Annotated in this window: 15 protein-coding genes and 1 pseudogene; 6 read left to right on the forward strand and 10 right to left on the reverse strand. The window is 35.7% G+C overall.

The features are described from left to right. Window positions 1-110, forward strand: a pseudogene (locus ACP7BU_RS15055) (IS481 family transposase); the annotation flags it as partial. Between the two features lie 96 nt (window positions 111-206). Here the strand turns inward: ACP7BU_RS15055 and ACP7BU_RS15060 are convergent. The 4 genes from ACP7BU_RS15060 to ACP7BU_RS15075 all read right to left on the reverse strand — a co-directional run bounded on the left by ACP7BU_RS15060 (window position 207) and on the right by ACP7BU_RS15075 (window position 2,354). Beyond that, the gene (locus ACP7BU_RS15060) at window positions 207-638 is read right to left on the reverse strand and encodes a hypothetical protein (protein ID WP_425880173.1); all 432 of its coding nucleotides are present in this window, start codon (window positions 636-638) and stop codon (window positions 207-209) included. A gap of 155 nt (window positions 639-793) precedes the next feature. After that, window positions 794-1,087: a type II toxin-antitoxin system RelE family toxin gene (locus ACP7BU_RS15065; RefSeq protein ID WP_425980833.1), complete on the reverse strand. Its 294-nt coding sequence runs from the start codon at window positions 1,085-1,087 to the stop codon at window positions 794-796. Next, on the reverse strand, window positions 1,077-1,322 hold the full coding sequence (locus tag ACP7BU_RS15070; protein ID WP_000246755.1) for a type II toxin-antitoxin system RelB/DinJ family antitoxin: 246 nt from the start codon (window positions 1,320-1,322) through the stop codon (window positions 1,077-1,079). Before ACP7BU_RS15070 ends, ACP7BU_RS15065 begins: the two co-directional genes overlap by 11 nt. Before the next feature lie 141 nt (window positions 1,323-1,463). Next, window positions 1,464-2,354 carry a LysR substrate-binding domain-containing protein gene (locus ACP7BU_RS15075; protein WP_425880190.1) on the reverse strand — a complete coding sequence of 297 codons (891 nt, stop codon included), beginning with the start codon at window positions 2,352-2,354 and terminating at the stop codon, window positions 1,464-1,466. A gap of 142 nt (window positions 2,355-2,496) precedes the next feature. Between ACP7BU_RS15075 and ACP7BU_RS15080 the strand changes: the two genes are divergently transcribed. Further along, complete coding sequence (locus ACP7BU_RS15080) at window positions 2,497-3,090, forward strand: NAD(P)H-dependent oxidoreductase (protein WP_425880191.1); 594 nt, start codon at window positions 2,497-2,499, stop codon at window positions 3,088-3,090. A 9-nt stretch (window positions 3,091-3,099) separates the two neighbouring features. Next, the gene (locus ACP7BU_RS15085; RefSeq protein ID WP_005105962.1) at window positions 3,100-3,414 is read left to right on the forward strand and encodes a putative quinol monooxygenase; all 315 of its coding nucleotides are present in this window, start codon (window positions 3,100-3,102) and stop codon (window positions 3,412-3,414) included. Window positions 3,415-3,524: 110 nt separating this feature from the next. On the opposite strand, the gene ACP7BU_RS15090 is transcribed toward ACP7BU_RS15085, so the two are convergent. Next, a complete protein-coding gene (locus ACP7BU_RS15090; RefSeq protein WP_004647750.1) occupies window positions 3,525-3,815 on the reverse strand; it encodes an addiction module antidote protein in 291 nt (96 codons plus the stop codon). A 1-nt stretch (window position 3,816) separates the two neighbouring features. Further along, the gene (locus ACP7BU_RS15095; RefSeq protein WP_004647749.1) at window positions 3,817-4,113 is read right to left on the reverse strand and encodes a type II toxin-antitoxin system RelE/ParE family toxin; all 297 of its coding nucleotides are present in this window, start codon (window positions 4,111-4,113) and stop codon (window positions 3,817-3,819) included. Window positions 4,114-4,543: 430 nt separating this feature from the next. Here ACP7BU_RS15095 and ACP7BU_RS15100 point away from each other — a divergent pair, with 430 nt between their 5' ends. The 3 genes from ACP7BU_RS15100 (at window position 4,544) to ACP7BU_RS15110 (ending at window position 7,507) form a co-directional block, all read left to right on the forward strand. Then, the gene (locus ACP7BU_RS15100; RefSeq protein WP_425880199.1) at window positions 4,544-5,704 is read left to right on the forward strand and encodes an MFS transporter; all 1,161 of its coding nucleotides are present in this window, start codon (window positions 4,544-4,546) and stop codon (window positions 5,702-5,704) included. A gap of 468 nt (window positions 5,705-6,172) precedes the next feature. Then, a complete protein-coding gene (locus ACP7BU_RS15105; RefSeq protein ID WP_425880192.1) occupies window positions 6,173-6,601 on the forward strand; it encodes a MarR family winged helix-turn-helix transcriptional regulator in 429 nt (142 codons plus the stop codon). A 99-nt stretch (window positions 6,602-6,700) separates the two neighbouring features. Continuing rightward, complete coding sequence (locus ACP7BU_RS15110) at window positions 6,701-7,507, forward strand: siderophore-interacting protein (protein WP_425880193.1); 807 nt, start codon at window positions 6,701-6,703, stop codon at window positions 7,505-7,507. Window positions 7,508-7,720: 213 nt separating this feature from the next. On the opposite strand, the gene ACP7BU_RS15115 is transcribed toward ACP7BU_RS15110, so the two are convergent. The 4 genes from ACP7BU_RS15115 to ACP7BU_RS15130 form a co-directional block, all read right to left on the reverse strand. Next, window positions 7,721-9,040: an MFS transporter gene (locus tag ACP7BU_RS15115; RefSeq protein WP_425880194.1), complete on the reverse strand. Its 1,320-nt coding sequence runs from the start codon at window positions 9,038-9,040 to the stop codon at window positions 7,721-7,723. 121 nt (window positions 9,041-9,161) lie between these two features. Continuing rightward, a complete protein-coding gene (locus tag ACP7BU_RS15120; RefSeq protein WP_425880195.1) occupies window positions 9,162-10,244 on the reverse strand; it encodes a 4-oxalomesaconate tautomerase in 1,083 nt (360 codons plus the stop codon). A gap of 2 nt (window positions 10,245-10,246) precedes the next feature. Then, a complete protein-coding gene (locus ACP7BU_RS15125; protein ID WP_425880196.1) occupies window positions 10,247-10,960 on the reverse strand; it encodes a 4-carboxy-4-hydroxy-2-oxoadipate aldolase/oxaloacetate decarboxylase in 714 nt (237 codons plus the stop codon). Beyond that, window positions 10,957-11,688: a PIG-L deacetylase family protein gene (locus ACP7BU_RS15130; RefSeq protein WP_425880197.1), complete on the reverse strand. Its 732-nt coding sequence runs from the start codon at window positions 11,686-11,688 to the stop codon at window positions 10,957-10,959. The genes ACP7BU_RS15125 and ACP7BU_RS15130 overlap by 4 nt, the downstream gene beginning before the upstream one ends. Window positions 11,689-11,834 lie beyond the last annotated feature (146 nt).

The raw sequence follows: 11,834 nt of genomic DNA on the forward strand, positions 1-11,834 counted from the left end.
CCCCTTTCTCTGATGAGGTCCAGAAGCAATACAACCCATCCAATGAACGGATTCAACACGCCAATTACAAGATGGATTTAGAGATCGCTAAATTGAAACGATCTCTATGAATCACACACATAATGGCTGTTATACGAAATTGAAAAATCCTAGACTCATATCTAGGGTTTAAATTTAAAAAACACATAAAAATTAATAATATGGTATCAATATTGTCCCATTGTAATTTGTTTCAATTCTAATGAATTATCAAACTCAAAATGTAAATATTTATCAAATATTTTGTATTTAAGCCAACTGTTACTTTCTCTTTCGGGGATTCCAAATAAATAAGCTACAGATTGCATCGTACTTTTTTGATTAATACCTGTGATCAGATTTTCTAAAAACGGGTATGGGTAATATTCTTCATTCTCTTTGACGTAGATGAAAATGGTATCTAGTATCTGATGTTCATTAAACCTGAACGTAATACCTCTCTTAAAAAATTGCCAATAGGATAGCTTTTCTCCACCAAAATTAGTCTCTAATGAGTCAAACTCACTTGCAACAAGAATAACTGCTTTCAAAATATCTGAACTTGACTCTTTAGTTCCAAGACAAGATAAAAAAACCTCTGCATCACCTGAAAAATTCACTTATGACATACCTAAATTAAAATTTTCTTTATTCTTTGGTTTTATCATATTAAAAATGAAATCTCTGATTCAAAGTTAAAATTTTCAAAAGCTGTATCCATTTAACATAAAATCTCTTATACGAAGCCAAAAATGGGAGCTATAAGCTCCCATTTTTAGTCTTTAATTCGCTTTTTCGCTTCGTCATAAACTATGCTATCAGCTCGTTTTCCGACGGTAATGAGCAGGATAACTACCTGATCATCTTTAACTTGATAGACAAGTCGGACACCAGCTTTTAATAATTTGATTTTATAGCAACCTGCAAGATCGCCTCTAAGCATATTCTTTGGAATATGTGGCTGCTCTATGGCTTCGGCTAGTTTCTTTTTAAATTGATCTCGTATAGCAACAGGGAGTTTTTCCCATTCTGCTGTAAAGTCCTTGTGACGTAAAAGCTTATAAGTCATCTAATGTGACTTCCTCAAACATCTCTTTAGGATCATTAATGCGCTTACGGACAAGAGCTAATAATTCTTCATCTTCTTCCGAAAGCAAAGCTTTTTTGACAGGCAGTTTCCCAGTCGTAGCAACATACTCAAGAATACTAGTGAAGAAATCCGTAGGTGCAATACCTTGCTCTTTAAGGATTGAATAAGATTTTTCTTTAAGGGCTTCATCGATCCTGAAGTTAACAGTAGCCATCATATTTCCCAAGTATTTAATGTACTAGGAACAGTGTAATGCAAATTGCATTACAAGTCGACTTTGCATAACCTCCATTATGTTAAATGGGTAGTGATTTGGTGGATTTTTCAGACTTTGGTTTGAAAAATCCATTTAAAATTAATTAAGCTGTTGTAATTTTTCATATAAATAATCAATAAATAATCTAACTCTCTTAGGTATATAATTTTTTTTGTAATAGACAGCATGGATTTTTTGCTCATGAATCTTTATTTCATCTTCAAATAAAGCAATTAATTTACCTTCTTTTATATCCTTTAAAATTAAAAATTCAGAGAGACAAGCGATTCCTACGCCTTGTAAAGCAAGTTGACGAACACTTTCGCCATTAGAAGCTGTAATAGATGGTGAAGTTTTATATAGTTGATCATTTATATAAATTGGCCAATTATTTAAATGCAAAGGATGGCTAAATCCTAATAATCTATGTTGATTTAACTCAATAATAGATTTTGGTAAGTTATTTTTTTTGAGATATTCAGCGCTAGCAACGATATACAAACGACTTTTATATAATAATTTTGCATAGAGACTTGAATCTTCTAGATCACCAAATCGTATAGCAACATCTATTTTATGCTCTAATAAATCAATTACATGATCATGACTAGTTAGTTCAATACTGATTTTTGGATATCGTTCTATAAACCCTGGTATTAATGGAATAATTACATGCAATACAAACGGTGTTGCTGAATCTATTTTAATTAAGCCTGTAGGTTCAGTACCTGGATTAATTAACAACTCTTCAGCTTCATTCAAATCAGAAAGTAATTTTCTTGCTCTTTCTAAAAAAATTTTTCCATCATAGGTAAGATTAAGGCTACGGGTTGTACGTTCGATTAATTTAACATTTAATTTTTTTTCGAGGCGTTGTAATGTGCGACTGATAGCAGATGTTGTTTGATTTAATTGTTCTGCTGTTTTCACTATAGAGCCACAATCAGCGATCGTAACAAATACTAAAAGTTCATCAAATGTAGATTTCATATCTAAGTAAATCATTAATAAAAATCATTTTTAATTATATTTTAATTATTAACAATTAATCAATAATGTTTTGTTAATAATTGCATTTATGTTGATGGATCTTAAATTTATATTGTACTTCTCTATTCAATTTGGGATGAAGATGAATAATATTTTAATTATCAATGGTGCTAAAACTTTTGCTCATTCTAATGGTGAATTGAACGATACCTTGACAATTTTAGCAGAAGAAGTGTTAACCAAATTAGGTCATACAGTTAAAGTTACGCGTGCTGATAGTGCTTTTGATCCAAAAGAGGAGGTAAAAAAATATCTTTGGGCTGATGCTATTATTTATCAAATGCCAGGCTGGTGGATGGGTGCACCATGGACAGTAAAAAAATATATTGATGATGTATTTACTGAAGGTCATGGTCATATATACGCTAATGATGGTCGTTCACGTTCGGATACTTCTAAAAAATATGGTTCGGGAGGCTTAATGCATGGCAAAAAATTTATGCTGTCATTAACTTGGAATGCACCTGCTGAAGCATTTACTGATCCAAAACAATTTTTTGAGGGGAGAGGTGTAGATGGGGTTTATTTGCCTTTTCGAAAAGCCAATGAGTTTCTTGGTATGCAAAGCATGTCAACATTTATTGCTCATGACGTCATCAAAGCACCAAACTTACCACAAATAAAAGATGACTATCGCCAACATTTGATCCGTAATTTTTCTGCATCAGTGATATAGAGGTAAATGATGTTAACAATTATTGCTGAAATTAAAGTAAAACCCGGTTCAAAGCATCTGCAACATGTAATCAATTCATTCAAGGAGATCACACCAACAGTGTTTGAAGAAGATGGTTGTTTTGGCTACGAATTACTTATTAATCATGAGAGTCATGCGTCTTATCAGGCGCCATTGAAAAATACAGTCGTTATGTTGGAAAAATGGAAAAGTATCAAACATTTAGATGCACACCTTGCAACCGTACATATGCAAGAACATCACTTTAAGATAAAAGATGATGTTCTTGGTGTTGATATCCGAATTTTAGAGAATGGATTTTAATCAAATTATTATATTCATTTATGAGTTTCTCTAAAATTAACATAATACACGTTATAGGAATCTAAAAATGGGAGCCTTTAGCTCCCATTTTTACTATATTTTTTAAAGCTTTAGGCGTGTTGTACTGTGAGTTTTAAGCCTAAAGCATTTACTACACGATTAATTGTATCAAAACGTGGTGCTGAATCATGACGTAGGGCTTTGTAGAGTGCCTCACGCCCAATCCCTGCTTCTTTAGCGATTTGAGTCATGCCACGAGCTTTAGCAATAACACCAAGTGCATGAGCTAATTCAGCTGGATCATTCTCTTCAAGAACCATATTGAGATAAATCACAATGTCTTCTTCAGTTTTGAGTGACTCAGCCATATCAAAACTTGGTAAATCAGCTACTTTAACCATTTTAATCCTCCAACGTTTTCGATAGTTTGACTGCACGATCGATGTCTTGTTGTTGAGTTGATTTATCTCCACCACCAAGCATTACAATCACAACGTCACCATGTTGGATGTAATACATCCTCCATCCAGAACCGAAGAATTCTCTCATTTCCCAAACGCCATCTTGGAGAGGTTTAATGTCTCCCCAGTTTCCACGTTGAACCTTATCTAATCGACGATTCAGGCGGATACGGGTCATATTGTCTTTAATGCCATCCAACCATTCATCAAATTCTGGCAGACGTTTAATTTCAATCATGAGGATTCCTTCTCTTCTCACTATATTGTATTCGATCGAATACAATATGCAAGTAATCTATATGAACATCCATTAATTTCGTATAACCGCCATTATGTTAAATGGATAAGAATTTGATGAAAACTTTATTTAAAATTTTGAGGAGAATAACCTAAATGGCGTTTAAACATAGCACTAAAGGCACTTGAACTTGTATAAGTATGCTTAGAGCCCATAGAGATAACTAATGTAGAAACCATATTTTTGCCTAAAGACATTGTTATTAACTCTTTAAATTGTCACTTATAGAATGATTTTTGGAATATAGACTTAAAGATGACAGATTATAATAATTCTGATTAAATTTTTAAGGCAAGTAAGGTATTTCATGCAACCACCTGTTCAGATAGCGGAAAATCCCCAAGCTGAAGTTACAGACTTAGTACCGAAAATGGTGAGTCATATTATTTTTGCTGTAGCCTTAGCTCATTTACTCAATGATTTAATTCAAGCAGCTCTCCCTGCTATTTATCCATTACTAAAAGATAATTTTTCATTAAGTTTTACACAAATTGGGCTAATTTCTCTGGTCTACCAAATTACTGCTTCATTATTGCAACCTTGGATCGGTTTATATACTGATAAACACCCTAAACCCTATCTTCTGCCCTTAGGAATGGTCGTTACCTTCATAGGCATTGTTGTGCTCGCGTTTTCTAGTAGTTTTTATATGCTACTTGTCTCTGCATCCCTAATAGGGATTGGTTCATCAACATTTCATCCTGAAGCCTCTCGTGTGGCACGTATGGCGTCTGGGGGGCGATTTGGTACGGCTCAATCGACTTTTCAAGTTGGTGGTAATACAGGATCTGCAATTGGTCCCTTATTGGCCGCTATTATTATCGTTCCTAACGGGCAAGCTTCAGCAGCTTGGTTAGTGTTATTTGCTTTAATTGCAATTTTTGTTTTATTTAAAGTAAGTAAATGGACTATTCATCATGCCAAGACTCAAATCAATAAAACAGCATCTACCTCAAGTTTTAAATTACATGGAAGTACTTTAGTTCGAGCTCTCGTAGTTATTTCTATGCTAATGTTCGCAAAGTTTACTTATATCGCAAGTATTAGTAATTACTATACTTTTTATTTAATTGAGAAATTTAATCTACCAATTCAAAGTGCTCAATTATATTTATTTGCTTTTTTGGCAGCAGTTGCTTTTGGTACATTTTTTGGCGGACCGATTGGTGACCGTATTGGGCGTAAAGCGGTGATTTGGGTTTCATTTTTAGGAATGGCCCCATTCGCGCTATTCATACCTTATGCAAATTTATTTTGGACGTGTATTCTCGCAGTAATGTCAGGTTTAATTATGTCATCTGCATTTTCTGCCATGGTTGTGTATGCACAAGAAGCAGTTCCTGGGCGTGTTGGAATGATTGCTGGACTCATGTTTGGTTTAATGTTTGGTGTAAGTGGTATAGCAGCGGCTGGTTTAGGATACCTAGCTGATCGAGACGGCATAGAATGGGTATTTACACTATGTTCATATTTACCCTTAATCGGAATTTTTACTTTATTTCTACCTAATACTCAGCTTAAAAAAGTTTAGAGCATGGAAGTAGTTTTTAAGATTATCTAAAATTAACATAATGCAGATTATACAAAATGCTTTTTAAATTATGTTATAATTCAACGTACTTCTACCCGATTTATAGCCCGTTCATCCCTGTTCGGGCTTTTTTTATGATTTATCATGTTCCACGCTTATTTACTGACCAATGTTCCACGGTTTTATGTAGTCTTATTTACCCCTAAAGCAGGAAAAAATGTCCAGATAAAAGAAGAATAGACGTCCGAGTAGTTATTTTTTTGAAAAATCCATAAAGTTTTAATTTTTAAAATTAATATGAGACTTGATAAAAACCGCCCTATTGATTGGCGGTTTTTTTATTAATAACGTCTATTAAGGGCTAATAATCGCCTTCATCAAATTATGAACCAGATATTCATTTAAAAGTAGTTGATAAAATCATCTATCTCCGATATTATTGATATAACAACTAAGTTGTAGTTTTATATGTTTAATATCTCTTTAAGTGAAACCATGCATCAATTAATGCATAGCTATACAAATCTATTGCTTAAAGGCATTCAACTACAAAAACTGGATTTATCAGTGACACATATTAGAACATTGAAATGTGTCTGTCATAATTCAAAGAGTACAGCACAATCTATTGCCAAGCATATGCAGCGAGATAAAGCCCAAATTACCCGTGCCTTGAATGATCTTTTAGCTGCTGAATTGATATTTAAGACAGATAATCCGCTTGATGGTCGCAGTCAATTACTACAAGCAACACCTAAAGGTGAGGACGTTATGGGAAAGCTTGACCTAGCGGAGAAGTGGGCTGTAGAGCAGCTTACTCAGAACTTAAAAGCTGAGGAGCTAGCATTATTTCTACGAGTTAGCCGTATTATGGTAGAGAGTACTGTGAAACTATAATAATGCTGATGAATAAAAATTTTATAGGAATAAGCTTAGCCATTCATTATTAAACAATCGCACATCAGTATAACACTCCATTAAATCAACTGAGTATATATGAATAAAATCACAATTGATCCGATGAATCAACAGATGGTACGAGAAGTAATGATCGTTACCCATAAGCAAATAATTACTCCACACTATATTCGAATCTATCTAACAGGGAGGCTAGATACTATTACTAATATTGCTACCATGACTATTGGAGTAAATAACAAAATACTCATACCCCTAGATAAAACCCAACCACTTGATCTAAATGATAAGAATAATTTTACTATACGTACCTATACTCATCGTGGCGTAGATATTGAAAAACAACAGATATGGATTGATTTTATTGCACATGATGACGAATCTCCTGCCTCAGGATGGGCAACTCATGCACAAGTTGGAGATCAACTTGGGGTGCTTATGAAACCCAAAAACAAGCCGCTTTATCCTGCAGTAGATAACTTTCTGCTAATTGGAGATGCTACTGCTATACCTGTGCTTAGTGCAATACTGGAAAGCCTACCTAGTGGTAGTACAGTGCAATGTATTATCGAGGTTTATGGTAAAGAAGATGAACAGGATTTACTAACCTTAGCTAATGTTGAGATGACGTGGCTACATAACGCTGATCCTGTTCAAGGTAGTCAACTAGCAGATACGATCAAGTCTCTCACGCTACCAAGCGAAAAGCTAAGCCGATTTGCTTATATAGCTGGCGAATTTTCATCAGTTAAAGCTATTCGGCACTATCTAAAAAAAGAAAAAAATTGGGCAGCAAACGAACTATATGCTTTTTCCTACTGGAAATCAGGCGCTACGGAAGATAATTCAGCTAATGACCGAAGAGCGGAGAAAGAGGGATTATAAATATAATTCATTTATTTAAGAATATTTGTCTCAGACTTATATACTTATATACAGCTCAGTAACCTGAGCTTAAAATAGATCTTTTTTATAAATCAAAAACGACCATCTTTTTGATTTCTTAGATTCTCAAATTAATTACAACAAAGATTAAATTATTGGAAGAAAGTAAGATGAGCTAGCATTCTACTTTCGACCAACCAAAATTAATGATTTTTAGATTTCAGATTCTGCCAATGAAAATTGTTTATATTGATGATAGCTAATAAGCAACATGATAAACCCAATACTAAATAGCAATGCTGCGAATAGATATAAATGTAGTGGAGAAATGCCAATGTCCAAGAAATAACCTGCTCCTAGTGGCGCCATAATTGCTCCGACACGCCCCATGCTGATAGCTAGCCCCACTCCAGTTGCACGAATCTCTGTTGAATAGGTCACAGTGGAGAGAGCATAGAGTCCAGCAATACAACCATTAGCCATCATCCCAACCAATATGCCTATCAAAAGCGCATAAGTATAAGCTTGCGCAAATAGCACAAATATTAAAATACTGACTGAAGTTGCTATGAGAAATAAAGCAAGAACCTTATGGATTTGGAATAGCGAGCTAATACTTCCTATTAAAATTGCTCCAACAATTCCCCCGATATTAAGAAATGTACCTAGATTAACGCCTTGTTCTACGGTCATTCCTGCCATAGCTAGGATTTTAGGTGTCCAACTGAGAATAAAATAAAAGCCAGCCATTACAGTAAAGAAAGTTACCCATATACATATAGTTTGAGTGGCTAACTGAGGCGAAAATAATTTTCTGATTGATGTTTTTTGCTGTACTGATGTAATCAGAGGTAAATTGGCTAGAATAGGCAAACCAATTTTATTACCTATATAATTAATTCTTTCTAGCGCTTTTTTAGGTTGTTTCACAACCAGATATTCTAAAGATTCAGGTAAAACAAATAAGCAAATTAGAAATACGGTTGAGGTCAATACTCCTCCAAATAAAAAGACACTGCGCCAGCCATGTGAACCAATAAGGTGATAGGTAATTATTCCCCCCATCACAGCACCAACAGCGTACCCCATAGATAATAAGCTCACAGATAGGCTTTTCCATTTTTGTGATGAAAACTCATTAGCTACCACACTGGCATTAGTTAAAATACCTCCAATCCCTAAACCTGTAAGTAATCTACATGTTGCTAACTGATAAGCATTCTGCGTCATAGAACTTAATATCATTCCAACACTACAAATAATTAAACAAATTAGAATCAGATTACGTCTACCAATCTTATCTGCTTTGGGAGCTATTAAGAATGAACCTAATGCCATTCCAATAAAACCTATGCTCAGCAATATACCAAGTATAAATCCTGACAATTGCCAGTCAGCTGAAACTGGAGCAGCAGTAAATGCCATCACCATGACATCGTAACCGTCTACAATATTTAGTAAGATACATAAAGCAACGATAAACCATTGATAGGTATTCATGGGCTTCTGGCTCAATTGTTCTTTTAAATTCATATTTCATTCCTTGAACTATTTTTTATGGTTGAGAAATCCGAATAGGAATCATTGCGATATATCTTTAAATTGTTTTTTTATAAATTAATGATGAAGATTGGTTCCTCCGTTTTTATATTTTTCAATGCTTTTTCCATATTCTTTCAGGAATTAAGACCAAGCCGTCGAATAATGCTCGCGCAGTACGGATAAATCCACAGCCCTTGATCTTGCCCGTATCATCCACTCTCAAGAAAACGGTAAAATGACCTGAGGGATGTTCAATAACTAGCCGCTTTTCAAGCGTATCAGCAGGTACATTCGCAACTGTCTGAGCAATACTTCCATTTAATACACATGCACGAGCAACACTTATTGCAGCAAAAACGCCGATAGTGTTATGACATTGATGAGGAATAAAAAATCGAGTATTAATACAATTATCTGACTGTGCTGCTGAAATAAGGCACATTTTAGGAATGGTTTTATGGCTAACATCCCCAAGATGCATGCATTTCCCGGCTTCTAAACGAATTTTTTCTAGTTTTTGTTTAAGATCTTCATTCTGGTCTAGCTCTTGTTTACTCTCGTAGCCAGTACAACCTAAATCAGTTGCATTGATCAAAACAATCGGCATGCCATTATCAATACAGGTAACATTTATACCATCTATCAGATCAATGGGTTGATCGGTAGGTAACAAGCTTCCACAAGTAGAACCTTCTATATTTTTAAATTCGAGAATAATTTCAGCTGCTGGCTCTGGTACACCATCTATATAAGTGGAGCCAGCATATTCTAATCTGGAACCAGAGGTTTTAATGGTAACTCGCGCATATTGTTGCGTATTTTCCATAAATACAGTAACAACAGTTTGATCATCTTGTGGATTTATTAATCCTCTTTCGATTGCAAAAGGAACAACTCCAGCCAGAATATTGCCACAATTTTGCCCATAATCTACCCTTGCATGATCAACACTGACTTGAGCGAATAAATAATCGATATCTGTATCTTTTCGTTCTGATTTTTGTACAATGGCAACTTTACTCGTTAACGAATTACCACCACCAATTCCATCAATTTGACGCGTATCTGGTGATCCCATAACTGCAAGTAACACGTGGTCACGCAATTCCGGCTCTTCTGGTAAATCTTGGGCGAGAAAATAAGCACCTTTAGAAGTGCCTCCCCGCATTAACATACAGCGAATTTGAGTTTGCATATTTAGACATCCAAATCTTCTAGGCGTTCTATATAACGTAATCCTTTCTCTGCTAAACGCGGTCGCATACCATAAATATCTAACCCAAGTTCACCTTGAGCCATTCTCTGCCTTTTCGATTCTTCTAATTCCATTCGCTTGAAACTTTTTTGTTCAATTTCCACAGCCATATTTCGGGGTACAACAACTACACCGTCATCATCAGCGACAATTACATCACCTGGATAAACCAATTGTTCTGCACAAATAATCGGTATATTTACTGATCCCAAGGTTTCTTTCACAGTACCTTGGGAGAAAATTGAACATGACCAGACGTAGAACCCCATTTCACGCAAAACCTGGCTGTCTCGTATTCCAATATCACCGACGAGTCCAATAACACCACGTGCTTTCATTGAAGTTGCTAAAAGATCGCCAAAAAAACCGTCTTGGCAGGGTGAACTTGGTGATACGACAATAATATCGCCAGGCTGACATTGCTCAACTGCGACATGAAACATCCAGTTATCTCCAGGCGCAACCCAAAGTGTGATAGCAGAACCAGATATAGAAATACCTTGTTGTATAGGTCTGATTCGAGATGCCATTAGCCCTTTGCGTGCTAGAGCTTCATGGACAGTCGCTACGCCATAGTGAGCCATTTTATCGATCACCTCCTGTGGAGCGCGATCGATATTACGAACTACTACACCTTTTTGACCAAGTGAATTCATTCAAGATTCTCCGTAACACGAGGGAAAATACTTTGATAAGCTTCACCGTAGATAATATTCTTAGCAGCCGTTATCCCTATATTCCGTTTAGCTTGTACTCCACGTTGCAAGGCAACACGAGTATAGTATTCCCAAAGATGTTCTTGACCCTGCATACACTGAATTGCCTGATACTTTTGATCCCAAACACTGGTAATATCTAATAAAACATCTGGTTTCCAATTAGATTGTTCGGGTTGATGAGGTTCAAAACAATAAAAAGGGGGTGCTGCAATGACCTTTTCTCCTGGATTATGGCCTTCTGCCTGCGCGATAATTCGTGCTTCTTGTGCTAAATGAGCAGCACGTGGATGATCATAATTATAAGGATCATGGAGAGAGTGGCTTAAAACGAATCCAGGCTGGAGCCGGCGATAAATATCAGCGAGTTCAAATAGAATTTCCTTATCTGCCTGTAAGGGATAATCGCCTAAATCAAGAAATTCAATAGTAGCCCCAAGAATATCCGCTGCCGCTCGTGCTTCTTGCTCACGTACTTGCTTAACTCTCACTTCGCTCATATTAGGCTGACGCCATAATTTTGCAGACTCTCCTCTTTCTCCATATGACAAACATACAATATGCATCTGAACACCCTGTTTTTGATGTAAAGCAATTGCACCACCTGCACGCCATACAAAATCAGCTGAATGTGCACTAATTACTAAGCCTGTTTTCTGGGTAGTCATTATTTATCCTTTGAACATTATCATTTGGGCACTGTTGCAAATAACCACGAATGGTAAGCTGAAGACTGTTTTAGCTAAAGGTGCAGCATATGAATCCTTTCCATGGTCGGCATTTTCAGGGCGAAATCATTCTTTGGGCTGTGCGC

Origin of the sequence: Acinetobacter sp. 40AMC3-4, assembly GCF_049898185.1 — a bacterium.
Taxonomy (GTDB): domain Bacteria; phylum Pseudomonadota; class Gammaproteobacteria; order Pseudomonadales; family Moraxellaceae; genus Acinetobacter.